22 protein-coding genes are annotated in these 24,202 nt (G+C 56.3%); 6 read left to right on the top strand and 16 right to left on the bottom strand.

From position 1 onward, the window contains the following. The 6 genes from RGB73_RS23660 to RGB73_RS23685 all read right to left on the bottom strand — a co-directional run bounded on the left by RGB73_RS23660 (position 1) and on the right by RGB73_RS23685 (position 6,417). Positions 1-1,116: an aminopeptidase gene (locus tag RGB73_RS23660; protein WP_310765203.1), complete on the bottom strand. Its 1,116-nt coding sequence runs from the start codon at positions 1,114-1,116 to the stop codon at positions 1-3. 124 nt (positions 1,117-1,240) lie between these two features. Further along, complete coding sequence (locus RGB73_RS23665) at positions 1,241-1,672, bottom strand: hypothetical protein (RefSeq protein WP_310765204.1); 432 nt, start codon at positions 1,670-1,672, stop codon at positions 1,241-1,243. 90 nt (positions 1,673-1,762) lie between these two features. After that, on the bottom strand, positions 1,763-2,380 hold the full coding sequence (locus RGB73_RS23670) for a response regulator transcription factor (RefSeq protein ID WP_310765205.1): 618 nt from the start codon (positions 2,378-2,380) through the stop codon (positions 1,763-1,765). Further along, the gene (locus tag RGB73_RS23675) at positions 2,301-4,463 is read right to left on the bottom strand and encodes a sensor histidine kinase (RefSeq protein WP_310765206.1); all 2,163 of its coding nucleotides are present in this window, start codon (positions 4,461-4,463) and stop codon (positions 2,301-2,303) included. The genes RGB73_RS23670 and RGB73_RS23675 overlap by 80 nt, the downstream gene beginning before the upstream one ends. 136 nt (positions 4,464-4,599) lie before the next feature. After that, entirely contained in the window at positions 4,600-5,091 is a 492-nt protein-coding gene (locus RGB73_RS23680) for an MgtC/SapB family protein (RefSeq protein ID WP_310765207.1), read from the bottom strand. 30 nt (positions 5,092-5,121) lie between these two features. Further along, positions 5,122-6,417, bottom strand: coding sequence for an MFS transporter (locus RGB73_RS23685; RefSeq protein WP_310765208.1), 1,296 nt, complete (start codon positions 6,415-6,417; stop codon positions 5,122-5,124). A 310-nt stretch (positions 6,418-6,727) separates the two neighbouring features. On the opposite strand from RGB73_RS23685, the gene RGB73_RS23690 reads away from it, so the two are divergent. Then, positions 6,728-7,912 (top strand): saccharopine dehydrogenase family protein, encoded by a 1,185-nt coding sequence (locus tag RGB73_RS23690; RefSeq protein WP_310765210.1) that lies wholly within the window; start codon positions 6,728-6,730, stop codon positions 7,910-7,912. A 91-nt stretch (positions 7,913-8,003) separates the two neighbouring features. Next, the gene (locus RGB73_RS23695; protein WP_310774503.1) at positions 8,004-8,543 is read left to right on the top strand and encodes a VOC family protein; all 540 of its coding nucleotides are present in this window, start codon (positions 8,004-8,006) and stop codon (positions 8,541-8,543) included. A 141-nt stretch (positions 8,544-8,684) separates the two neighbouring features. Here the strand turns inward: RGB73_RS23695 and RGB73_RS23700 are convergent, their stop codons facing one another. The 8 genes from RGB73_RS23700 to RGB73_RS23735 form a co-directional block, all read right to left on the bottom strand. After that, positions 8,685-10,367: a DUF4127 family protein gene (locus RGB73_RS23700; RefSeq protein WP_310765211.1), complete on the bottom strand. Its 1,683-nt coding sequence runs from the start codon at positions 10,365-10,367 to the stop codon at positions 8,685-8,687. A 107-nt stretch (positions 10,368-10,474) separates the two neighbouring features. Then, complete coding sequence (locus RGB73_RS23705; protein ID WP_310765213.1) at positions 10,475-11,815, bottom strand: FAD-dependent oxidoreductase; 1,341 nt, start codon at positions 11,813-11,815, stop codon at positions 10,475-10,477. Between the two features lie 16 nt (positions 11,816-11,831). Continuing rightward, a complete protein-coding gene (locus RGB73_RS23710; protein WP_310765214.1) occupies positions 11,832-12,677 on the bottom strand; it encodes a carbohydrate ABC transporter permease in 846 nt (281 codons plus the stop codon). Then, on the bottom strand, positions 12,667-13,602 hold the full coding sequence (locus RGB73_RS23715) for a carbohydrate ABC transporter permease (protein ID WP_310765215.1): 936 nt from the start codon (positions 13,600-13,602) through the stop codon (positions 12,667-12,669). Before RGB73_RS23715 ends, RGB73_RS23710 begins: the two co-directional genes overlap by 11 nt. Positions 13,603-13,615: 13 nt before the next feature. After that, on the bottom strand, positions 13,616-14,302 hold the full coding sequence (locus RGB73_RS23720; RefSeq protein ID WP_310765216.1) for a hypothetical protein: 687 nt from the start codon (positions 14,300-14,302) through the stop codon (positions 13,616-13,618). 60 nt (positions 14,303-14,362) lie between these two features. Then, positions 14,363-15,667: an ABC transporter substrate-binding protein gene (locus tag RGB73_RS23725; protein WP_310765217.1), complete on the bottom strand. Its 1,305-nt coding sequence runs from the start codon at positions 15,665-15,667 to the stop codon at positions 14,363-14,365. 99 nt (positions 15,668-15,766) lie between these two features. Beyond that, positions 15,767-16,519, bottom strand: coding sequence for a response regulator transcription factor (locus RGB73_RS23730; RefSeq protein WP_310765218.1), 753 nt, complete (start codon positions 16,517-16,519; stop codon positions 15,767-15,769). Continuing rightward, a complete protein-coding gene (locus RGB73_RS23735) occupies positions 16,491-18,362 on the bottom strand; it encodes a cache domain-containing sensor histidine kinase (protein WP_310765219.1) in 1,872 nt (623 codons plus the stop codon). The genes RGB73_RS23730 and RGB73_RS23735 overlap by 29 nt, the downstream gene beginning before the upstream one ends. 328 nt (positions 18,363-18,690) lie before the next feature. Between RGB73_RS23735 and RGB73_RS23740 the strand changes: the two genes are divergently transcribed. From RGB73_RS23740 to RGB73_RS23750, 3 genes are all read left to right on the top strand, one after another. Continuing rightward, positions 18,691-19,617 (top strand): hypothetical protein, encoded by a 927-nt coding sequence (locus RGB73_RS23740; RefSeq protein ID WP_310765220.1) that lies wholly within the window; start codon positions 18,691-18,693, stop codon positions 19,615-19,617. A gap of 45 nt (positions 19,618-19,662) precedes the next feature. Next, positions 19,663-19,989 (top strand): hypothetical protein, encoded by a 327-nt coding sequence (locus RGB73_RS23745; protein WP_310765221.1) that lies wholly within the window; start codon positions 19,663-19,665, stop codon positions 19,987-19,989. 71 nt (positions 19,990-20,060) lie between these two features. Further along, entirely contained in the window at positions 20,061-20,666 is a 606-nt protein-coding gene (locus RGB73_RS23750) for a sensor histidine kinase (protein WP_310765222.1), read from the top strand. Between the two features lie 120 nt (positions 20,667-20,786). Here the strand turns inward: RGB73_RS23750 and RGB73_RS23755 are convergent, their stop codons facing one another. Continuing rightward, the gene (locus RGB73_RS23755; RefSeq protein WP_310765223.1) at positions 20,787-21,416 is read right to left on the bottom strand and encodes a C39 family peptidase; all 630 of its coding nucleotides are present in this window, start codon (positions 21,414-21,416) and stop codon (positions 20,787-20,789) included. 69 nt (positions 21,417-21,485) lie between these two features. Further along, positions 21,486-22,478, bottom strand: a complete 993-nt coding sequence (locus tag RGB73_RS23760) for an NADPH:quinone oxidoreductase family protein (RefSeq protein WP_310765224.1) — start codon at positions 22,476-22,478, stop codon at positions 21,486-21,488. 256 nt (positions 22,479-22,734) lie between these two features. Here RGB73_RS23760 and RGB73_RS23765 point away from each other — a divergent pair, with 256 nt between their 5' ends. Beyond that, positions 22,735-24,192, top strand: a complete 1,458-nt coding sequence (locus tag RGB73_RS23765) for an alpha/beta hydrolase family protein (protein ID WP_310765225.1) — start codon at positions 22,735-22,737, stop codon at positions 24,190-24,192. The last annotated feature ends 10 nt before the right edge of the window (positions 24,193-24,202 follow it).

A 24,202-nucleotide genomic window follows, 5' to 3' on the forward strand; every position in this document is an offset into this window, starting at 1 on the left:
TTATTCTTTGCCGAGCTGCCCCGGATTCAGCCCCATCAGCGCTTCGTGCACGAACAGTCCGTCCTTGCGTATGAGTCTGTCGTCAAACCAGATCTCCCCGCCGCCGTACTCGGGCCGCTGGATACTGACCAAATCCCAGTGGATCGTACTCCTGTTGCCATTGTCGGTCTCTTCGTATGCCCGGCCAGGAGTCAGATGGAAGCTGCCTGCGATCTTTTCGTCAAACAAGATGTCTCCCATCGGGTGCAGGATGTGCGGGTGAACGCCAATGGCAAACTCCCCTGTATACCGGGCGCCCTCATCGCTGTCCAGGATCTGCCGGAGCTTTTCCGGATGATTGGCGGTCGCCTCCACGATCTTACCGTCCCGAAACACGAGCCGGACGTTTTCAAACAGCGTTCCTTTGTACGGGCTGGGCGTATTGTAGCTGATCGTCCCCTGGATCGAGTCGCGCATCGGTGCTGTGTACACCTCTCCATCCGGCATGTTGCGCTTGCCTGCCGCGATCTTCGTCCCGATGCCCTTGATGGAGAAGGTCAAATCCGTACCCGGTCCGACGATGCGGACGCGCTCCGTCTGCTCCATCAGTGCGTGCAGAGGGCGGCAAGCCTTCTCCAGCTTTCGGTAATCAAACGAACATACGTCGAAGTAAAAATCCTCGAAAGCTTCCGTGGACATATTGGCCTTCTGCGCCAAAGCCGCCGTCGGATAGTTGATGCGTATTCCTTTGATATGATTGTCGACATGGTGAAAGATCGATTGGAACGCTTCCCCATACAGCCTGCTTTTTTCCTCAGGGACGTCGCTCAGCTCGCTTGCATTCGTCTCCCCGTGAATCCCGATATAGCCATGGATTCCCATCCACATGCTCTCTTCCCAGCTGACCAGCTGATCGAGCTGCTCCGTTGACAGTCCCTTCAGCCATTCGCGTTGCACTTTGGGTTTTACAAAGCGGACTTGCGGATACGCGCCTTTTCGGTACAGCTGCTTGACGAGCTCGACCGCCAACGGCTCCCCTTCGTCGTGCACCATGATCATGATGTGTTCTCCCGGCTGTACGTTCAGACTGTAATCCAGCAATTGATTCGCTATTTTCGCTATTCTCTCGTCTCTCATGTCTTCACGCCTCTTTCCTCTTGGAATGGTTACCGTCAGCATACATGCCTTTTGTCAGAGGAATATCAAAAGCAAAAAGCCAGGAACGTCCATTCCCTGGCTGGTAACATGATCGTGGCTAGCGTCATTCCCGAAAAAGTGTGAAGCGGGAGAACGCCCTGTTTTCTTTTCCCTGCAAGGACTGCTTGTACGTCAAATACCCCGTGCTTCCGGCAATGGCGAACAACATGATCGTCGAAAGCCCGACAGCCTCCATGGATGGCGAAATGGAATCAGGGGACATCCCCATCTGCCATGAGCAAACCAGTTCGAACAAGGCGAAATGAGCACCGCTTGTCCACATCACCGCTGTCCCCAAGCCCGCTCTCTTTTTTTTGCGCTTGAGAATGTAGCCGTACAGGAGCGGATAGGCAATCAGGTAACCGTAAACGATCAGAGCCAGCTGCGTGTCCTGGATGAGAATGCCGATTCCCCGCGGAATGGCTACCAGCCCGAATGGCGTCATCACCAACGTCAACAGATACATGTGAAGCGAATGAAGAATCCCTTCCAGCATGCGAGTTCTCATCCCCCCGATTGGCTGCGCTTTTGCGCCTGTTTCTCCATTAGCGTACCAAATCGGGACCGGGTGCGAATCTAACTAAAGTTAGGTGCCGGGCAAAATCCCCCGCTCCGTTGCCAGCATGATGGCATGGGTCCGGTTTTTCGCTCCCAGCTTGCTGAACAACTGGTTGTTGTAGCCTTTTACGGTTCCCAAGGAAATCTGGTAGTGCTGAGCGATTTCCTGATTGGTGAAGCCTGCCTTGATCAGCGACAAAATCTCCTTTTCCCGCTTGGTCAACGGCTCGATCCATTCAGCCTGGACAGGCTGCGCCTTCTCCTTTTTTTCTTGCTTGGCCTGCCGGCGCATGTGCGCTTTGATCCTCGACACGAGGATCAAGGGATCAAACGGCTTCGTCATGTAGTCATCTCCGCCCAGCTCCAGGCCGGAAACGATATCCTCCGTGTCGTTTTTGCAGGTCAAAAACAGCATGGGAACCTCGCTGCCGTTTTGGCGCAGCGTCCGGCACAGCTCAAAGCCTGTCCCGTCTGGAAGCAGCACGTCCAAAATCATGAAATCCGGATGCTCGTGCTGAAGCATGGCCTGGGCCTGGCTGATATCCCCTGCCTCTCTCACCTCGTAATCATTGGCCATGAGATATAGCCCGACCAGCTCCCGGATGCTCGGATCGTCCTCGACCAGCATGATGACCGGTTTGTCCATCGCGTTCACCTTCTCCTTCCCCGATTTTGAGGCGGACAGGCAGCGAAAAGGTAAAGGCGCTCCCTGCTCCGACTTCGCTCTCCACACGCAGATTCCCTTGATGATGGTCCACGATTTCCTTGCATATGGCCAATCCCAACCCGGCTCCCTCGCCTTTGCGGGGACCTTTGCCTTTGTAAAAACGGTCAAATACGAAGGGGAGTGTCTCGGCATCCATTCCGCTTCCCGTGTCGCGCACACAAATGCGGGCCAATCCGCCGGATCCCGCTGTGCACTCCCACGCTACCCGCAGCGTGATGGCTCCTCCCGCAGGCGTATACTTCTGGGCGTTGACCAGCAAATTGGCGACCACCTGCTCGATTCGGACCGGATCCACCCACAAGACCGGTTCCCCTTCCACTTGGGCGGGACAAGAGGTTTCCCAGTGGAAGCTCAGCCCCTTCTCTTCAATATCCATGCGATATTTCTCGTACAGCTGACGAAAAAACGGGAGGAGCATGACAGGCTGGTAATGAAAGCGGATTTGGCGGGCCTCCATCCTGGAGAGCTCGAACAAATCGGTGATGATCCGGTGCAAATAGATCGTTTTGTCGTAAATGATGTGCAGGTAGCGGGAGTCGTCCGACTTGACCACGCCATCGATCATCGCCTTGATAAACCCCTGGATGGAAGTAAGCGGCGTACCCAGCTCATGCGCGATATTGGACAGGAGCTTTCGCCTCGACTCCTCCATCCTGCGGAGCTCTTCGTTCTTCTCCTTCAGCGCCTGAGTGCGGCGCGATACCTTCTCCTCCAACGATTCATTGATTTGTCTCAGCTCAAGGGACAGCTGCTCCACTCGCTCAAAAGAGAGCGCGATCATCCGCGACAGGTTGATCATTTGGGTGACGAGGAACACCAGCAATCCGAGCGGCGCACTGTTTTCAAAAGGCGAGAGGTTCGCATAAAACAGAATTTCGCCTATGACCGACAAGAAAAAAACGAGCAGTCCGATCCCGTTCAGCAGAGATCCCGTCCTCTTGCGGGCAGCCGCTTTCCCGTAGGCAAGGAGCAAACAGCCGAAATTGACGACCAGATAGGCTTCCATCACGGCCAGTCCTTCGGTAAAGATCCAGGTGGGCAGCAGGAGCACCAGGCTGCCGAGGATTCCCCCCGCCAGCAGCGCTCCCTTCACATAGCCACGCTTCAGTTCCTGCGGGTATTGGGAACGCACAAACAAGAGCAGCGCCATCATGGCTACGAAAGAGGTGAGGTATTCCAGCTTCACCCCTAGACTCCAGGGAAACACGGGGATGAAACGGTAAGCAAGCGTCTCTCCAAGCAGGAGGGTCCGAAGGCTGACCGCCATGCAGCACACGCTGAAGTAGAGGGCGGATTTCTCCTTTCTGCGCAGCGGGTACAGGATCAGATGGTAGATGCCCATGACAAACAGGCTCCCTGCGATCAGAGCCTCGTACACCAAGCGGGATTCCCGCTGCAGGATAATGGACTGAACCGGCCCGAGCCGGATGGCTTCCCACACTCCCCCGTTTCGCTGCACAAAATTGGAGACCTGCAGCACCACCTCCGCTTCCGGATGCTTGGGCCGGAAGACGACTACCTTGCTGTAATTTTGGGGGACCATTTCTTCGCGGCTCTTTCCGACAACGCCATTCTGTCCCAGTCTCTGTCCGTCGATCCACAGCTCGTATGCGGACGCTACGCTCGGCATGTACAAAGCGAACTGCTTGTTCGCGGCTTCTTCGTCAAACAATATCCGGAGCCGGTAGGTCGCAAAGCCGTGATTGGATACCGTCTGCCCGGCCACCCCTTTCTTCCAGGGGGAAGGAACCGGCATATACATCGATGTCTGACGATTCTGACTGGAGCCAAAAGAGTTCAGCAGCTGCTGCCAGTACACCTCCCATTCCCCATTCAGCAAAACAACATCCTGCTGCTGCCAGTTGACCCCGCGCAAGTCGATGACCCCTCTTGCTGCGAGCGGCGACGGCTCAGGGGACTGGGTTGCGGCGGCAGCTACCGATGGCACGAGCAACACAAACAGGCACAACAAGAGTGCGCAGCGGACGAACCTTCGTCTCATGTCTTTTTCCGAATCCCCTCTCATGCGGCCAGCCTATCTCTATTTCTTCCTATCCTACCAGAAAAGCAGGCAAACAGGTAGAAAGGCCCAGAATCCCTTTTCAGGATTCCAGGCCTTCCTCGTCTGCCAACTCTTCTCAACCGACGCTTTGCTGCTTCACAGCCCCGGACTTTTCGCTGTTTTCCACTCGCCGATGCTGGACATCCTCAAAGCGCTGGCTGATCCTTGCCAATGCAAACGAGACGACAACGGAAAAAATGACGATCCCGTAAAAGCCCGCGCCAATCCCGATCCCGATCCCTCCGGCAAAGAAGATCATCGCGGCCGACGTCAACCCTTTGACCTGCAAGCCGTCCTTCAGGATCACGCCTGCCCCCAAAAAACCAAGGCCTGTGACGATCTGCGCAGCCAGCCGCATCGGATCCATCATCGTGCCGCTGTTCGGGGAGCTGTACACCTTGGTGCTGTAAATGGACACCAAAGTAATCAGCGTACAGGCGACGGAGACGTACATGTACGTTTTCAGGCCGGCCGGCTTGTTTCGGTGCGAGCGATCCCATCCGATGAACATGCCGAGAACGGCGCTGACGATTACGCGAATATACATTTCCAGATTCATATAATCCATTCCATGCACCTTCTTTTTGCGATAGAGACATTATATGCGGTCGTTCGTCGAATAGACCGGCGGGATCGGATTGGGCACAAAAACGGCGGAGATCAGGGAAATGGCGCCGATCACGATCAGGAAAAGACCGACCGGGATCCAGGAGCCGGCGAAAGAGTGAATCAGCGCCGTGGCGATCAAAGGAGCCATGCCCCCTGCCAACGCCGCTCCGACCTGATACCCGACGGATATGCCGGTGTACCTCACTCGCGCTCCGAACATGTCGGAGACGAGCGTACCCATCACCGCGGTGACCACGCCCCACAGCCCCATTCCCAGAACCGTCGCCAATGTCAGCGTAAACACCGATTGGTAGGAAAGCAGCTGGAAATAGGGAAACGCAAAGAGAATGATGCCGGAGGTTCCCACGATGAAGATGCGCTTTTTGCCGACCTTGTCCGCAAGCATCCCTGCAGCGGGGATGACAAAAGCGGAGAACAGCGTCCCCAGCGTGACGGCATTGAGCACCGATACCTTATCCATGTGCAGCTGCCCGGTTGCGTAGGAAATGATGAAGGTCGCGAAAATATAGAAGGGGGCCGATTCTACCAGCTTGACTCCGACCGTCAGGAGCAGCTCCATCCGGTGATGACGCAATGCCTCTCCAAGGGGGAAGCGGGAAATGGAACCGCTTTCTTTTATTTGTTGGAAATCGGGAGTTTCCTCCAGGCCGCGGCGGATCCAAAGCCCGACGAAAACCAGCACGACACTGAGCAAAAACGGGACGCGCCAGCCCCATGCCAGAAACTGCTGCTCCGGCAGCAGCCCCACGATCGAAACCGTCACGGTCCCCAGCAGCATTCCGACAGCCGAGCCCATCATAGGGACGCTGCCTCCGAAGCCTCTCCGGTTTTTGGGCGAGTACTCCACTGCCAGCAGCAGCGCCCCTCCCCACTCCCCGCCGATGCCGATCCCCTGAATGAGCCGCAGCAAAATCAGAAGGCATGGAGCCCAGATGCCGATGGTGGCGTAATCAGGCAAGCATCCGATGAGCACCGTGGAGGCTCCCATCAGGGCGAGAGTCAGCACGAGCGTTTTTTTCCTGCCCATCCTGTCGCCGATATGGCTGAACAGGATGCCGCCGAGCGGACGAAAGAAATACGGGATGCCGAACGAGGCGTAAGCCAGGAGCAAGCCCGCAAACGAATCCAGTGTCGGAAAAAAGAGCCTGTTGAAAACTAGCGATGCCATGGTTCCAAACAGCAAATAATCGTAATACTCGATGGAACTGCCAATCAGACTTGCGACCAACGCTTTTCTCGTCTGCGTCGCCTGCGATTGCTTCATGACCACTCCTCCTCTTTCGCCCGACCGGTCCAAAGGGCTGCAAGCTGCGCTTGTAGTAAATTGAATTTTCTCAATTTTACATCTGCTAAGATGCGGCTGTCTATAGATTTCTTGCGTTTATTTGTTATTGGTTTTACTTAAATGAATATTTTGTTGTATTTATTTGTAAAAAATCATTTACACAACATAAACAAACAAATAACACAAAAATAACGCAACAAAATACACACAAAATTGCAGAGCCATGTTATACTCATTTCGAACATCCGAATGTTCAGACAACTCACATTCATTTTGGAGGGGATTTGACGTGAAAGTGCTTTGCTTGGGTGGGGCCGGGAGGATTTGCCGAGAGTCGATTCTGGATCTGGTGCAGTACTCCAGCTTTGAACGGATCACCGTCGCCGATTTCAACGAAACGGAAGGGCGTGCCGTCGTCGCGGCACTGAACGACCCGCGCGTCGACTTTGTACAGATCAACGTACGGGACCATGCCGATACGGTGAGCAAGATGAAAGGCTACGACATCGTCATGGACGGAACGACGATCACGCTGAACGGCCTCTCCACCGCTTGCATTGCGGAAGCAGGCTGCCACGGCATCAACCTGAACGGCTTCGGTGCAGAAGATGCCTACGACGATTTGTTCCGAAAAAACGGCAAAACTTGTGTGCCGGGCTTCGGCATGACACCTGGCGTCACGCAGATGATGGCCATGCATGCCGCTGAAAAGCTCGACACAGTCGAATCCGTCCGGGTCAGCCACGGCGCTTTTCGTCCCATTGCCTTTTCCCGTTCCATCACGGAAACGACAACCTACGAGTACGATCCCCTCTTGCCCGGCCGAGTCGTTTACGAAAACGGCGAGTTCATCCAGGTCCCGCCTTTTGCCCGTCCGCGTGAAATCGAATTGCCTGCACCTTACGGCAAAACCGTACAGTACATCATCCCTCATGCCGAGACAAAAACATTGGCAGCCGCCCTCGCGCACAAAAACGTTCAGCTGATCGAGGTACGCGGTACATGGCCGGCGAAAAACATGCAGCTCGTACGCGCGCTCTACGATTGGGGCTTCATGCGAAATGACCCGATCACCATCAACGGCAAGGAAATCGGGATTCTCGACTGTATCAGCGAATATTTGTTCCACTCCACGGAAGGACAGGAAACGGAGCTGTACGGCTATTCCTTGCACGTGGAAGTGATTGGCGTCAAAGACGGGCGCCGGGTCCAGCATGTTCTCTACCATACGCATCCTGCTTCGGATGGCTCGGTGGAAGGCTGGGAAAAGCTGCGGGCGTACACGCGCAACGTCGGCATCCCGATGGCAATCGCGACGGAGATGATCGCCAAAGGCCAAGTAAAAAAGACGGGCGTACTGATTCCGGAAGAGGCATTCGATCCGGCGGAAATTTTTGCGGAGCTGGAAAAGCGCGGAATCTTGCTGCATGAGGAAATTACCCAATTGGATGAGACCGTGCAGGTGACACAGTAGCCTTCCCTTCCCTTCCCTTGTATAATCAGGAACCAGAGGACGCGGGTTTTCCGCGTCTTTTTTTGACATGGGGAGACAGAAGGTGGATAAAATGCTGGCTGTCATTGCAGCAAAAAGGGCAGTCATGAAGAATGTGGCAATCCAGAAGAAACGAAGCGTGCGCCGCTATGATACAGTAATCCTGAACAATCCAAATACCGAAAGGAAAGGATGTATGCAGATGGGAATTTTGCAGCCGTTCATTTTCTCTGAGGATGCGAGAGCGCAAGCTGATTTCTACGTGAAGTCGCTTGGCGGTGAGATCGTATCCATCATTACGTATGGGGATACCATGGGGACGCAATCCGAAGGGAAGGACAAAGTCCTGCACATGTGCGTTTCTGTTGCCGGAGAAAATTCCATCTTCATGGCGGATTCCATGGAACCGATTTCCCAAGGATCGGGGATTTCCCTCAATGTCCGGTACCGAACAGAATCCGAAGCCCGGGAAGCGTTCGAGAAGCTTGCTGAGGGCGGGATTGTAAAGCAGCCTATAGGTTGGCAGCCTTTTGGCTTGTATTTGGGAGAGCTTACCGACAAATACGGGATGATGTGGATGATTAATGCCGAACCGCAAACGAAGCCTGAATGAGTCGTCCATCACGATGGCGGCTTTATAGCAGCCAGGCCAAACCGTGCGAAAAAGACGGCTGGGCGTGCGGACCAAGAAGAGCGGCAAAAACAGGCAAGCCTTTTGTACTCGGCTTGCCTGTTTCTATGGCTGCGCTATCGTTTATTCCCTCTCTATCGTCACATCCGGGCCGACGAACACCTCAAACAGGCGCTCCCACGGCAACACAATCTCGACGCCGTCCAGGCTTGCGATTTTGCCCGTGAAGGTGTGCTTGCCGCGCTTGCCGGTAGCGATGGACTCGTCTGCAAAGTAGCTTTCGTACCAGTCGTCCACTTTCGGGGAAAGCTCTTCGACCACGAAATCGTTGACCTCGTCGAAATCATCGCCCAGCCCCCATTCGTTGCCCCCCAGCTTTTGCACCAGCTTTCGGGCGTCCGCCATGACTTCGTTTCGGTAGTGGTGGTCGTTGACAAAGGACGACAGCAGCAGATTGACGTGAGCCTGCGCGGCGTCTACGGTCAAAGGCACGCCGAATTGATTCCCTTTTTCCAGAAAAGCGCTGCGCTGCAAGGCTTGTCCCAAGGCACTGCCCATGTTGTTGCCCGCTGTCCCCCACGCTGTGTAGGAAAGCAGATCAGGCAGCTTCACTTTGTCCTGCAAGCGTTCGATCAGATCGGGATCGGCCTTGTTGGTGACCGTCACATCCGTCACGGCTACCTGCTTGCCGTCCTCCAGGTGCTCGTTGATCCCTGCGACAAAGCCGTCCAGTGCTTCTCTTCTGTCCGCCTTGCTGGTACCTGCTTCGGAAGGGGTATTTACCATCAGGACGAGATCGGCGTCGTCGGCATCCTCCACCGGCTTTTCTCCTGCCGCTCGAATGTGCTTCTCGACGCTCTCATCAAACGTCGTGTCTTCAAAAGGCGCGATCCAATCGCTTCCGTCCATTCCGGAGTACTCGACGGCTACCTTCGGATGGATGCGGAGCGAATCGAGGGACAGCCGGCTGACAAGCACCGTGCCCACTTCATCCGCCCCGGGAAAGACAACCGTTCGGTCTTCGACGTGCAGATCCTTCGCCTTTTCCACCAGCGCCTCCCGCTCTGCCCGGTGCAGCCCGTGCGGAGCCGCGTCGTCCTGGGCGAGCACGAGGTAGTCGATGGTGCCGTCCTTGACCCAGTCGATCAGGAGCGAATTGATCTTGTGATTGCGCTCCCTCGCATCGAGGTAATCCTGCAGCACAGCTTCCGGGATCAGCTCCTCCAGCTCCTGCAGACGGTCTTCCTTTTCCGTCATGCCGAGGTTGTGGACCTCGTCGTACAGAATCGCCCACTCTCTGATCTGATCGTAATACTTCAAGGTCTCCGGATCGGTGGCGGTGACAGCGAGCCTCTGGATCGTGTCGAACACGTAGATCGGCTTGTCCGGCTCCTTTGCCTTCAGCCGCTTGATCGCCTTGATGTTCGCCAGTGCATCTTCGTACGACTGGTCGGCCGTACGGGAAGCGACCAGACCTCCGTACGCCAGCATGCTCACCGAAATGACCGAGCCGTCCACTTCATCCGCCGTATCGAGCAGCCAGTCCCCGATCTCCTCGCCATCTCCCGGCGTCGTGAAGTGCCCCAGCATGTCATCGTCCGGCATCACCGTCTCGACTCCCCCAGCCTTGGCGGTCATCTGCGGGAAATACGTGTTCACCGGCCGGTCATCCAGAGGGACCAGGGCGATTCGGGCGACCGGCTTTGGCGACTTGGCCTCGGCTGTGCCCAGGTGCCCGAACGGTATCCCCCCGGTCACAAGAGCTGCCGCAGCGACAGTGGAAATGAACCATCTCAACTTCTTCATCGTCTCGACTCCTTTCCATATGAACGGATCGTGCAAAGGACGGCACCTGACTGACGCAGAAGCAGGACAGAGGGGAGATGCCGTCCATGAAGCTGCCACGGCTTTGCTTAGAGAACGGCGCCAGCCTGACGCAGCGCTTCCTGCAGCCTGGATACGTTGATTTTCCGTGGAACGGTCCCATCCAGGTGCGAGATTGCAGCCGCTGTGCCCGCCGCCTGGCCGGTCGCCATGCAGCTCGGTGTGAGCCTGGTCGTCGCCAGCGCTTCGTGGGTGGTGGAAATGCAGCGTCCGGCTGCCAGCAGATTGTCGATCCTTTGCGGCAGCAGGCAGCGGTACGGGATGTCGTATGCCCCGTCTCCCTGGATGTCAGCCGCCGTCACTCCTTTGCCGGACGGATCGTGGATATCGACGGGGTAACCGCTGCGGGCGATCCCATCGTGGAACTTGCGCCCTTGCACCACGTCATCGATCGTCAGGCTGTATTCACCCGCGATTCTGCGCGTTTCGCGGATGCCGATCTGCGTGCCTACGGAGGAGATCGACGCCTGGGAGAAACCAGGAACCTTGTTTTTTAAAAATTCCGACATCAGCAGCACCTGACGTCTCCCGATCTCCTCCGCCTCCGTCAAATCCTCCACATCCGTGCCGTCCAGCCCTTGTACCCGTGTGCAGTTGATCAGCACCTCGTCCTTTTCCGGGCCGGTGAAAAAGAGCACTTGGTCGCGATTGATGGGGACCCCTGACGATTTCCATTGCGAGTAAAAGCCTTGGACGCCGGTGAGCGGGAGCTTGTTCAGCTCACCGAACGGCGTCTTGTGGTAAAAGTCTTCCGGGTGAGCCAGCATATACGCTCTGACCTGCTCCAGATCGACGCCGCGCATGCGGAACTTCATCGTCATCGGCTGGGTGCGGCCGTCGCCCTCCCGCCCCTTGCTCGTCGGCGCGCCTGATAAATGCGCCACATCGGCATCGCCGGTGGCGTCGACGAAGACCTTTCCGCGAATCTCGTACTTGCCCGATTTGGTCGTGATCTGGACTGCCGCGATTCGGTCGCCTTCTACCGCCACATGGTCGACGAAGCTGTGGACGAGCAGCTTGACCCCGGCCTCCTTCAGCATTTCCACTGCCAGCAGCTTGTAGATCTCGGGATGGTACGGCGTGACCGTATGAACGAATCCCACCGTATCCCGCAGATGTCCCGGAGATCCGCCCCGCTCCTGCAAGCGCTCGACGATCTCCTGCGCGATGCCTTTGATCACCTGCTCTCCTTTTTCTGTATGAAACGTCATCCAGGGGTACACCAGCGCTGCCGTCGACATTCCACCGAGGAAGCCGTACCGCTCGACAAGGATCGTTCCCGCCCCCAACCTGCCGCTTGCCAGCGCCGCATTGATACCCGCCGGACCGCCCCCTACGACGACGACATCCGTTTCTATCACACGTCCCACTTTCATCCTCCTCCCGTCAGTCCTTCATTCCTGTCATCGAGACGCCTTCGATAAACTGCTTCTGCGCGAAAAAGAACACGATCAGAAGCGGCAGCGTCGCCATCACGGACGCGCTCATCAAATGGTGCCAGGCCGTTCCCGCTTCATCCGTAAACAGCGACAGAGCGAGAGGCAGCGTCATCAGCTCCCGGTCGTTCAAGAAAATGAGCGGATCGTAAAAGTCGTTCCAGCTCGTCAAAAATGTAAAGATGGTCAGAGTCGCAATCGCCGGCTTCGCGAGCGGCAGCATGATGCTCCAGTAGATGCGCCAGCGCGAGCAGCCGTCGATCATCGCCGCCTCCTCCAGTTCCTTCGGGATTCCGAGAAAAAACTGCCGCATGACGAAGACCCCAAAGATCCCGCCCGCCCCGAAGATCGGCAGGACAATCAGCGGCACATGCGTATTGATAAAGCCGAGCGCCCGCATGAACAAAAACATGGGGATGGACGTCACTTCGTTCGGAATCATCATCGTGGACAGCAGGACCAGAAAGACGAGGTTTTTCCCTTTGAACGGAATCCTCGCAAACGCGTAGCCCGCGATGGATGCGAAAAAAACGGTGCCAACCGTCACGAGTACCGCGATGTACAGGCTGTTCCAGTAAAACAGGTGAAACGGCGTGCCCGAGAGGACCTCCGTGTAGTTTTCCAGCCGGATCGGCCACGGAATCAGCTCGGGCGGAAAGACGAAGATTTTGGCCGGTTCCTTCAGCGACGTCGACAGCATCCACAGAAACGGAACCAGCATGACGAGGGAGACGACCGACAGCACGATGTAGTTTAGAGAAATCCCGATGATCTTGCCGGGTCTGTTACTCTTCATGGAACACCCACCTTTTCCGATACTGCCATTGGAGCAGCGTAAAGACGAAAATGATAAAGAACAGCACAAAGGCGAGTGCGGACGCGTAGCCAAACTCGAAGTTTTTGAACGCCTTTTCCCAAATGTAGTAGACGAGCACCTTCGTGCTGCCGTCAGGACCGCCTTGGGTCATCACGTAGATTTGGCCGAATACCTTGAGCGAGCCGATAATCGTGAGCAGCGTCGTCAAGAAGATGGTCGGCGAGATCAAGGGAACGGTGATCCGGAAAAACTGCCGGGCCCGTCCAGCCCCGTCGATGCGGGCCGCTTCGTACAGATGCGCAGGGACTTGCTGGAGCGCTGCGATGAACAGCACCATGTTCAAGCCGACGTTTTTCAGGACGCTGGTGACGATGACGACCGGCATGGCCAGCTTCGTATTGTACAGCCAGGCGGGACCCGTGATTCCGAACAGCTGCAGAATCTGGTTGATAAAGCCCGTGTCAGTGGCAAACAGATACTTCCACACAATCGCCCAGACGATCAGGGAAGTCATCACGGGCACGAAGATCGCCGTACGAAAGATCCCAATCCCCGGCAGCTTCCGGGCGAGCAAGAGAGCCAAGCCCAGCGCGAGGACGATGTTCATCGGAACGAGGCCAGCTGCAAACGTAAACGTATTTCCGACGACCGTCCAAAATTCCTCATCATGAAAGAGCGCTTGATAGTTTTCCAATCCGACGAAGGTCGGCTCGCCCAGCAGGGGCCAATCCGTCATACTCATGTAAAAGGCGAGCAAGAGCGGACCGAGCAGCAAAGCCAGAAAACCGAGCACCATCGGGCTGACGAACAGCCAGCCGGCCACATTTGCTTCTCTGCCGAGCGGATTTCTTGTCGGTTTCGCTTTTCTCTGCGCAGAGGCGGGGACGTTCAAGTTGCTCTCCATTCGCTTTCCCCCTTTAACGGTCGATGGCCTCACGCAATGCTGCAACCGACCTTTTGATCTCCTCCGCTGTCGTCCCGATGGACATGGCTCCCGCGAGCAGCACCCGCACCCCCGTGTCCTTCAGAGCGGGAATGTCTTTCGGCACAATCCTTCGCTGCGTGGGAACCATCACCGGAATCCCGGCCTTCTCGACCAGTACCCGGTATTTCAGCAGATCGGAAAACACCAGCGGAGTGCCGTACTGCTCACCCGGAATGACCGACGCTTCCAGAGCCGTCACGGGAAAGTGCCTGACTGCCGAAAGGAGCGGCAAATCGAACCGGTCGTCGATGGCAAAGGTAGTCGCCACGCCCTCGGTCTGCAGCATGGACGCCGGCAGATGGTGTCCGTAGATGGAAATAAAATCGAAGCCGACGGAAGCAAGCTGTGCGAGCTCACCCGGATCGAGCGCCTCCGGAGATCCGGCAGGGACGATGCCAAGCGGCCCGTCGAACCGGCTCCGCATGGCGGCGAACACGTCCCGGTACTCCGTCAGGGGGCCAAAGCCGTTACCGCTTGCCCGGTGGTAGACATTCATGTGCACCTTCAGCCCGTCCGCTCCTCCTTCCAGGGCGGCTCCCGCCAGCTCCTCGTCATTTCGCGGCAGGCTCACCAGGAGCAGAAAAGGCTTTTGCGCCAATGCTTGCTGAAAACGGTTCATCGTGACCTGCGGCCTCCTATCACGCCGCGGCGGCCTGCTGGGCAGACCGCCGCGGCTCCGCTATTTTTTCAAAATCGGGTTGATCTTCTCTTCCAGCGACTTCATGATGTCAGCCGGCTGGGCGGTTTGCCCGAACAGCTGGTCGAAACCGGCGAGAATGGTATTGTCGATTTTTTGCCATTCCACATGGCCCGGCTGGAAGTGCGCTTTCGGCATCTCCTCGATGACGGCTTGCTTGATGTGCGCCGGGTCCGGATTGTCCGGCTGGTTCAGGAACAGGTCGGAGTTCAGCACGGAAGTACGCGGCGGCACGAAATACGCGGAAGTCGCCTGCACGCCTTCTTCGCTGGCGATGAACTTGAGAAACTCCTTCGTCTCCTCCAGGTGCTTGGTGCCTTTGAAAATGGAATAGCCCGCTTGCCCCAGCATCGGTGCGGATCCCTGGGAGCCGGACGGCATCGGCGCGATGTCCCACTTGAAGTCCTTGATCGCCCGCGCCTTGGACACGTAGCTGTAGACGTCGAAAAACATCCCGATCTTGCCTGTTTCAAAGCTGACCTGCTCCCCTGCCTTCGGATGCGATCCGTCCGCAAACATCATGCGCTGGAGCATGCTCAGCGTCTCGACGCCGTACTGGTCGTTCCACGTAAACTGGTTCATGTCCTTGCTGAACGGCCCGCTGCCATTCGACCACGAGTACGAAGACAGGATGATCCACGTCTTCCAGTCGCGGAAGAAGTTGGCCCCGTAGATCTTGCTTGCGCCCGTGCCGCTCGTGATGGCCTTCGCAGATTTTTCAAATTCTTCCCACGTCCACTTGCCTTCCTTCGCCAGGTCGTTCGGCGATTTCAGACCGGCCTTGTCAAACAGGTCTTTGTTGTAAAACATCACGGTAGGCGGTGTGGAAAAAGGAATCCCGTACAGCTTTTCATCCTTCTTGAACAGCTCCAGGGTCGAGGGGATGAAGTCATCCATTTTGAAGGAAGCATCCTGTTTCAAATCCGAAACATCCTCCAATATTCCGTTGGCCATGAACTGCGGAACCATCCGCTCGGATACCCAGCCTATGTCCGGCAGCTCCTGTCCGGCCGCCAAGACCGTCACCTTTTGCTGGTAATCGGGAAACGGGACCGATTCGAGCTTGACCTTGATGTTCGGGTGGGTTTGCGTGAATGTATCGATCAGCTTTTGGTACAGATCGAGATGAGCCTGATTGCCCCATGTCAAGAAGGAAAGCTCGACGGGTTTGTTTTTGTCTGCCGTCGAATCGCCGGACGACTGCGGCGACTGCGTGCTGCCGCTACAGCCCGCAAAAGTAAACGCTGCCAAAAGGATCGACAATGCCAAAACGATCGCCTTTTTCATGGAGTACCCCCTTTTCTCACTGAAATCATGAACTGCTTTCAGTATAAATTTGCGGGAATATTACGATAAATCATCCAATTTACAGATTTGGTATGGGATTTAAAGATCTTCTCCTTCCTCTCCCCCTTCCCGATAGCTGCCGGGGGTCATTCCTACCTCTTTTTTGAAGACGATCATGAAATGCTTGGGGCTTTGGTACCCGACCAAGCGGGATATGTCGTATACCTTCAGGCTCGTTTGACGCAACAGCTGCTTCGCCCGGTTCATACGCATTCTCGTGACGTAGTCGGAGATGTTTTCACCTGTCTCGGTCTTGAACAGCTGGCTGAGGTAGATCGGATGGAGATGGACGACTTCAGCCACTGTCTGCAAGCGCAGGTCGCCGTCCGTATGGTCCTGGATGTACGCCTTAACTTTGCGGATGATCTGCCTCTCCTCTCCTCCGCCGGACGGCGCGGGATCGCGCGGCTGCTTTTTGCGCTCCAGCGACTGGCGTATTTTTTCCAGCGTACCGGCCAGCTCGATCCGGTCGATCGGCTTGAGCAGGTAATCCGTCACTTTGTGCTTCAACGCCTTCTGCGCGTATTGGAAGTCCCCGTAACCGCTGATGATCACGATCGGCAGGTCTTCGTACATCTCCCGGACTTTGGCGATCATCGCCAGACCGTCGACCTCGCGCATGCGAATATCTGTGACGATCAGATCCGGCATTTCCGTGCGCAAATAGTGCAGCGCTTCATTGCCGTCCGCCGCTTCCGCCGCGACCGTGAAGCCTCCGATCACCTTCTCGATCAAGGTCTTGAGCCCCTCGCGAATCACCTGTTCATCTTCCACCAGCAACACTTTGTACATGCTTCTCCCCCCTATGTCCGCCATCCAGCGGGATTCTCATCGAAAAAACCGCTCCCTGGCCCGGCTCGCCGTCAATCGACAGGCTGTATTTCGGGCCGTACAACAGCGAGATCCGCTGATGGATATTGCGCAGGGCCGTTCCGGTGCGTTGTCCGCCTTTTGCCTCATTCAGGTGGAAAGGAAGGCTCACCATCGCCTGCAGACGGCTTAGCTCCTCCCGGGACATCCCCTTCCCGTTGTCACGCACGCTGATCACCACATCCGCATCCTCCTGCACCACTGCCAGTCGAATCGTCCCGCCGTTTTCCTGGCGCTCGATCCCGTGATAGATGGCGTTTTCCACCAGTGGCTGCAAAAGCAGCTTGGGGATCGGCACATCCAGCAGCGCTTCGTCTACATCCTGCTCCACCCGCAGGCGATCCCCCAGCCGCACCTGCTGGATGCGGACGTACGACGCCAGCGAATCCAGCTCCTGCCGAAGCGTCACGAACCCATCCCCGCGCCACGCGGTGTAGCGCATCAGCTTGCCAAGCGATGACACCATGTCCGACACATCGTAATTTCCCGCCCGGATCGCCATCATATTGATCGCCTCCAGCGTGTTGTAGATAAAATGGGGATGAATCTGGCTTTGCAAGGCTGCCAGCTCCGCCTCCCGCTCCCGCAGGCTGATGACGTACACTTCATTCACGAGGCGGTTGATCTCTTCGACCATGTGGTTAAACTGCTCGCTCAGCTTGCCGATCTCATCCGACGAGACGACCGGGACCCTTTCGTGGAAATGCCCCTGCTCCACTTGCAGCATTTTCTCCTTCAGGCGGACGAGCGGTTTGCTGAGCGAGTAGGCAAAGTAGCTGGCCAGTCCTCCCGCGACGACCAAAAAGAGGGCGGCGATCACCATCGTAAAGCTGCGCAGTTCCCTGGAGTCCTTGAGCAGGCTGTCCACCGGGACGATGCTGATGACGCCAAGGCCTGTCTCGGCCGACTGGCTTTCGATCAGCAAGTAGCGCTCCCCTTCCAGACTGATGGTTCGCGCTGCCTGGGACGACGATCGCAGATTTCCTGTCTGTCTCAGCAGCGCGAGGAAATCCGGCGCCTGGTCGTCCTCCCGCTTTTCATAGAACAGCTCGTTTTGCTGATTGGCGATAAACAGACTGCCCTCCTTGGTAAACGGCATGTTGGCCAGGAGCTGGTCGATCATCTCCATCTTCAGGTCGATCTTCATGACCCCGAGCGGCAGATTGGTGTTGGGCTCCCGAAGCAGGCGAGCCACGGAGAAATACGTCTCCCCCGACCGATCCACATAATAGCCCGGCCGGTGCAGCGGAATGATCACCGACGCTCCGTTTCCTTCCAGCACCCGGCGGTACCACGGTTCTTCGCTCCACTTGATCGACGACGTCAGCAGCGACGGATCGAGATCGGAGAACACCATGCCGTTCATGGACAGGATCTGGATGCCTTTCACCTCCGGACGGCTGTACGCCAGGCTGGAGATGTACAAGGTCATTTTTTGCCGTTTTTCCGTGGACAGGTAAGGAGGAGCCGAAGTTCCGTCGCGCAGCTCCCGCAAGATGGCGAGAATGCTGTTGTCGTAGAGGGGATTTAAGGAGAGGCGCTTCAGCTCTTCCATGTTCCGGTCCAGATTGCGGTTGATCTGATGGACGATTTGCGCCGTGTACTCCGACGTTTTCTCTTCGGTGGAGGCAGAAAACCTGCTGTACGTGATCATGCCTTGCAAGCTGAGAGGAATCGCGATGAGACAAAGAAACAGCGCGAGCATCTTGGCGCGCAGCGTTCCCCGGAAGGGCAAGGTCGATCGTATGCTTCGAAATGGGTTCAACGGAAGACACTCCTCACGTAATTCCGACAATTTTGACTATTTTCTCTGTCGGATTGCCGATCCCTGTCTGGGCCACTCAGGCAGCTCTCCGTGCAGGCTTGGCAAAACTCGTCTTCTTCGTTTTTGATTCTGGAATCGTCGATGCATGCAAAGTTATAATAAAAATAGCGTAAAAGACTGGCTTTGCGCGATCCATGAATGGTAAACTGATGCGGCTCAGGTTACATCCTGCAGCCGTTTCTTTGTCGCAAATTCCCTGAATTTGTCATGCAGCCTTTTGATCCGGAATGTTTCTACCACGATAATCGAACGAAGGAGTCAGGCTACTTTGTCGGACATGACAAACAAGATCGTCAAATGGAAGACCGTTCTTGTCGTAAGCCTGTTTCTGCTTGTTCTGACAGGCTCCCGCATACTCTGGATCACCATCTTTCAAAGTACGGAGCAGCCGTATGCCAAAGACGGACTCCTGGATTTGCGAAACTGGAATGCAGCCGAAGGTCAAACCATCGAGCTGGACGGCCAGTGGGAATTTTATCCCCACGTATGGCTGATCGACCCGGAATCTTCGCAGACAACGGAAAAATCCAGCCCCCAACTGATTCAAGTTCCGGGAGACTGGAATTCTCTCATGCAGCCGGGGGAGGACACGCCGTACGGTTACGGTTCGTACCGCTTGCGAATCCTCGTCGATCCGAAGCAAGATTTGACCTACAGCATTCGCATCCCCAGCGTCCGCAGTTCGTCTGCGCTCTATGTAAACGGCAGACTTCTGGCCAAAGCGGGGGAGCCGGGAGTGAACAAGAAGGAGTACAAGGTGGGGAATGTTCCCTACACCTCCTCCTTCGCAGCGAACGGCAGCAGTGAAATTGAGGTTGTCATCCAGGCGGCCAATTACGACGACCCTGGCAAAAGCGGCATCGTTCGTTCGATCAAGTTTGGAACCGAAGAAGCGATTGCCCGCCAGACCCAGCTTTCGATGACCATGCAGCTGTTGGTCGCGATCGTCTCCCTGCTGCATGCTGTTTACGCATTGATTTTGTATCTGCTTGGGAAAAGGGACCGTAGATTGCTCTTTTTCTCCCTGTTGCTTGCCAGCGCCACTTTCATGTATCTTCTTGCAACCGATGAGAAATTGATTCCTTACTGGTTCCCGATCGATTACGAGACGGGCATCAAGCTGGTTTCCTATGCCATCATCGCCCTTTCTTGCTCTCTTCTGCTGTGCGTCAAGCAGCAGTGGCCTGCATTCTGAAAAAAAGCATTTCCGGCGTATGGCATGGTGTGCGGAGCCTATGCGTTGTCGGCATTGTTTTTGCCTGCCAAGCATCTCATGAAGCTTCTGCCTCTGGATCTCTCGATTATGGGGACTTCCTTGCTCATCACCATCGTGTCTCTGCTTCGCACATCCACCATAAAGGATATCAAGGGCAATACCTTGTTGCTGCTGGCGCTTGTCGCTTTTGTGAACAACATCGTCTGGTGGGGCTTGACGGATGCGATGGGAATCAAGGTCTTGTCCTACCCGTTTGATCTCATCATCGCGCTTGCCTGCTTTGCGTCCAGCCCGAGGATATCGAAAACGGATTTCGAGCAGGCGCCAACGATTATGTATCGAAGCCGGTAGATTCGTGGGAAGTGCGGTCTCGTGTCAAAGCGCTTACCGAGGTGAAACGTTCTGTCCGGGAGCGGCTGCGAATGGAAGCAGCTTGGCTTCAGGCGCAAATCCAGCCTCACTTCCTGTTTAATACCTTGACTGCCGTTTCGGCTTTAAGCGAAATCGATCCGGACCGGATGCGCAATCTCCTGGGAGTTTTCAGCGACTTTTTACGCGATAGGTACAGGCTGCAAAATATGGACGAGCTTGCCCCCGTAGAAGACGAGCTGAGCATCGTCCGCTCTTACCTCTTCATCGAAAAAGAGCGCTTTGCGGAAAGACTGCAGGTCGTGTGGGAGATAGACGATTGCCAGGAGTTGAGGATCCCCCTGTTTACGATCCAGCCGCTCGTGGAGAATTCCGTAAGACATGGCATCATGAAGCGTTCCCGAGGCGGGACGATTGTCATCCGGATCGTCAACCACGAGACGTATGCCGAAATTTCCGTCGAGGACGACGGCGTTGGGATGGAGGAATCCGTCTTGCAGCAAATCCTTGATAAACGGATGGACGACGAGTCTGGAGTCGGCCTGCTGAATACCGACCTTCGCCTCAAACGCCATTATCGCGAGGGTCTTCGCATCAAAAGCCAACCGGGAGTAGGGACGTCGGTATCGTTTGTCGTACGAAAGCACCAGAAAGGGTAAGCCGCTGCGTGCATCCATCGGGCAGAAAAGAAAAAAGTCCCTCGGGATTTCCCCCGAGCGGACTTTGCTTGTCTAGCGGTTTTCTTGCTGAAAAAGCCTTTGTCCACGAGCTGCACATTCTCAAGCCTGGGGCTCCCCCGTCGGCTTGATCAATATCCCGCGCTTGGCGTAGAACCGTGCAAAGGTCTCCAGACTAAGGTGGACATGCTCCTGCGTCTCGGGCGTATGGCCGGACGGATTGTGAAAGATGACCTCGCGAGACTCCTGTTTCCTGCCAAACACGTACACCAAATGTCCCCCTTGCTTCGGCGGCGCCACTTCGGGCGTGCGGATGCCGGGATGGACGGAAGCGATGTACACATAGCCCTCGCCCAGCAAATCGTAAATGTCCTCGATGGGCGTGTGCTCCTTCAGCTGCGCTTGCATGCCGAACTTTTCCTCGAGAAACGAGACAAAGGGACGGTAGATCAGGCCCTTGATGGAACCATCCTCCTGGACGACGTAGCCGCCGTATGCCCGGCATTCCCGCATGAGGTGCATCGTCGGAATCACCCGGTTCTGCCAATGGGCGAGCAGCATTTTCAGGCAGGCCATGCCGCAAATATGGGAGCTCCACTCCGCATACTCAGCCGGGTCTGTCGCGCCGGACTGCTGCCAGAGCGGGTCGTCGGCCGGATCCATCCTCCCGCTTACCAGATCGAGCACGCGATCGCGCGACTCGAATTGGGCAAAATACGGCACTCTCTCCATGTTTGATCCCCTCTCCCCGAACTGGTATCCCTCTTCCTTTTCAGAGTACCTCTCCTTGTCCGATTCCCATTAGAATCTCACGATGACCCTGCCGCGCATCTGCGCCGCCACTATTTTCGACAAGGCGGCGGGCAGCTCTTCCAATCCGATTTCTTCATCGATAGAATCTTCGAGTCCATCCGGTTTCAGATCGTTCCCCAACCGCTCCCAGATGACCTTTCGCAATTCCATCGGGCAGTAGACCGAGTCAATGCCCAGCAAATTGACCCCGCGCAGAATAAACGGAAAGACCGTAGCCGGCACATCGGTACCGCCGGTCAAGCCGCTGACGGCGACAGAGCCGCCGTAGCTGATCTTGCTCAGGACGGACGCGAGCGATTTGCCCCCTACAGGATCGACCGCAGCTTGCCAGAGCTGTTTGTCCAACGCATTGATTTTGTCGCCGGCGACTTCCCCGCGGGGGATGACCTCTTTCGCTCCGAGCTTGTACAAGTAATCATGCTCGGACTCTTTGCCCGTACTGGCGACGACGTGGTAGCCCCGCTTGGCCAGGATGGAAACCGCGATGCTGCCTACGCCTCCTGTCGCTCCGGTCACCAATACCTTTCCTTTTTCCGGTGACACGCCATTTTCCTCCAAGCGATGGACGGACAGCGCTGCCGTGAATCCGGCCGTACCGAAGACCATTGCTTCTCGCAAGGTCAGCCCTTTTGGCAAAGGAACGATCCAGTCTCCAGGGATTTGCGCAAACTCGCTGTACCCGCCGAAATGGGAAACGCCGATCTCGTAGCTGGTCGCAATCACTTCGTCTCCCTCGCGAAAACGCGGATCCTCCGATGACACGACGATACCCGCCAGATCAATTCCGGGGACGAAGGGGTAGTTTTTGACGATCTTTCCATTCGGGATGCTCGCCAAGCCGTCCTTGTAATTCACGCTCGAATAGTGGACCTTGATGCGTACATCCGCTTTGGGCAAGTCGCCGAGCGCAATGGTCTTCACGTCTGCTGAAAAACCGTGCTCGTCCTTGTTCACCACGAAAGCTCGAATCGGTTTTTGCATGGTTATCCGCCTCCTTCAATTGAAAAGGTCACCGTTCATTCCTGTTCATTTTACCATCGAAACTCCCCCTCCGTCCGATGCAAACTGTCGCAGGGCAGACACATCGGGAACAGAGGGCGGACAACGGATACGACCACAAACGCAAGTCGACCTAATCCCTCGGCTGGTTTTTTCAAAATCCCGTAAACGGTAAGCTTTTGGGTGTCAGGCATTGCGTTTATTTTCCAATTCCTCTTTCCGAAAGAAGGTCGAGACATTGAAACGTCCTTTGGCTTCCCAGCGCTTTTTTCGATTCGCAGCCTATTTTGTTGCCCTTCTCCTGTTCTTTTTCAACTCGCCGCAGATTCCCACAGCAGATGCAGCCTCGTCCCGCTTCCACGAGGAGCCTGTATCCATCCAAAGCCAGGATCTGAAGCTGGCCGGAACTCTCCTCGTGCCGGACACGCCGGGACAGCACCCTGCGGTTGTCATGGTGCACGGCTCCAGCTCGTCCGATCGCGAGAAGTATCGGGGAGAAGCGGAAATGTTTGCAAAGTCCGGAATCGCCGCCCTGATCTACGACAAACGCCCCGACGGCTTCTCGAAATCCCGGGGCGGTGACCGATCCTATCAAATACTGTCGGAAGATGTGGTCGCAGCCGTCCAAGCGCTGCGCTCCCGTGCGGATATTGCTCCAAGTGCAGTCGGTCTGTGGGGAATCTCCGAGGGAGCGTGGGTCGCTTCGCTCGCTGCCTCCGAGCCAAACAGCCACGTCGCTTTTCTCATCACCGTCGGCGCCGCCGGAGTCCAGCCCGTACAACAGCAGTCCTGGCAGCTCGTGAACCGCCTGCATGACCAGGGCGTCACCTCCGCCTCGATGATTCGTTCCGTCACCAGACACGGTCTGCAGCTTGCCGTCTCCGCTGGACTTTTCGCGGAGGCTACCTACGATCCCCTCCCTGCCTTTTCATCCTTGCAGCAGCCCGTACTCGCGATCTGGGGAGACAAGGATCGCGTAGAGCCCGCCTTGGAGAGCTCTCGGAACATCCAGCATGCGTTGGAACAAGCGGGCAACAAACACGCCGTCATCCGCTTCTTTCCGGATGCGGGTCATCTGCTGCGGCTGTCTTTGGACGGAACGACGCAAACGGACGAATTTGCCCCCGGCTACTCCGAGGCGATGACATCCTGGGTCCACCAGGTCGTGCAGGGCAACGCTCCTCGCTCTTCCGTCATTGGGGCTGCACCGCAGCAAGAGCATCTCTCGCCTGCCGGAATCGGTCAGCTGTCCTGGTATCACTCAGCCTGGGTGCAATTGGGAGCGGCACTCCTTCTCCTTGCCATCTTCGGGACGTTTCTGCTCGGTTCCTTGGTCCGCGCCCTGCGGAAGCGCGGTTCGAAGCAACCGAATGATCGGCGGTCCGGATATTCCCTCCTGCTGGCAGGCAGTACGACCGTGGCGACTTTCGGGTTCTTGGCTTACTTCGGCTTTTTGATGAGCTCGGGAGCCAAGCATCTGGACCCTCTTCTGTTTGACCGGACGCTCATCTGGGGCCTGCTCCAGCTGTCTTCCTTCATCGCGCTGGCCGCTGCCGTCCTCCTTGGCTGCTCCTTGTGGCGTTCCCTGGTCACGGATCGTTCTCCTGTGGGGAGGGAAAAGGAGCGGATTTGGCTCATGATCGGCGGCATCCTGTTTGTGCCGTGGGCGCTTTATTGGCAGCTCTTGATTCCATAATGAAGGGCGG

It is taken from the genome of Brevibacillus brevis (assembly GCF_031583145.1).
Classification (GTDB): domain Bacteria; phylum Bacillota; class Bacilli; order Brevibacillales; family Brevibacillaceae; genus Brevibacillus; species Brevibacillus brevis_E.

Coding starts and splice junctions, on each gene's coding strand:
- RGB73_RS23710 (WP_310765214.1), bottom strand. CDS start 12,677: ATGAAGAGTAACAGACCCGGCAAGATCATCGGGATTTCTCTAAACTAC.
- RGB73_RS23715 (WP_310765215.1), bottom strand. CDS start 13,602: ATGGAGAGCAACTTGAACGTCCCCGCCTCTGCGCAGAGAAAAGCGAAA.
- RGB73_RS23685 (WP_310765208.1), bottom strand. CDS start 6,417: ATGAAGCAATCGCAGGCGACGCAGACGAGAAAAGCGTTGGTCGCAAGT.
- RGB73_RS23700 (WP_310765211.1), bottom strand. CDS start 10,367: ATGAAGAAGTTGAGATGGTTCATTTCCACTGTCGCTGCGGCAGCTCTT.
- RGB73_RS23725 (WP_310765217.1), bottom strand. CDS start 15,667: ATGAAAAAGGCGATCGTTTTGGCATTGTCGATCCTTTTGGCAGCGTTT.
- RGB73_RS23675 (WP_310765206.1), bottom strand. CDS start 4,463: ATGAGACGAAGGTTCGTCCGCTGCGCACTCTTGTTGTGCCTGTTTGTG.
- RGB73_RS23755 (WP_310765223.1), bottom strand. CDS start 21,416: ATGGAGAGAGTGCCGTATTTTGCCCAATTCGAGTCGCGCGATCGCGTG.
- RGB73_RS23760 (WP_310765224.1), bottom strand. CDS start 22,478: ATGCAAAAACCGATTCGAGCTTTCGTGGTGAACAAGGACGAGCACGGT.
- RGB73_RS23680 (WP_310765207.1), bottom strand. CDS start 5,091: ATGGATTATATGAATCTGGAAATGTATATTCGCGTAATCGTCAGCGCC.
- RGB73_RS23720 (WP_310765216.1), bottom strand. CDS start 14,302: ATGAACCGTTTTCAGCAAGCATTGGCGCAAAAGCCTTTTCTGCTCCTG.
- RGB73_RS23670 (WP_310765205.1), bottom strand. CDS start 2,380: ATGGACAAACCGGTCATCATGCTGGTCGAGGACGATCCGAGCATCCGG.
- RGB73_RS23695 (WP_310774503.1), top strand. CDS start 8,004: ATGCTGGCTGTCATTGCAGCAAAAAGGGCAGTCATGAAGAATGTGGCA.
- RGB73_RS23750 (WP_310765222.1), top strand. CDS start 20,061: ATGGAAGCAGCTTGGCTTCAGGCGCAAATCCAGCCTCACTTCCTGTTT.
- RGB73_RS23660 (WP_310765203.1), bottom strand. CDS start 1,116: ATGAGAGACGAGAGAATAGCGAAAATAGCGAATCAATTGCTGGATTAC.
- RGB73_RS23730 (WP_310765218.1), bottom strand. CDS start 16,519: ATGTACAAAGTGTTGCTGGTGGAAGATGAACAGGTGATTCGCGAGGGG.
- RGB73_RS23665 (WP_310765204.1), bottom strand. CDS start 1,672: ATGCTGGAAGGGATTCTTCATTCGCTTCACATGTATCTGTTGACGTTG.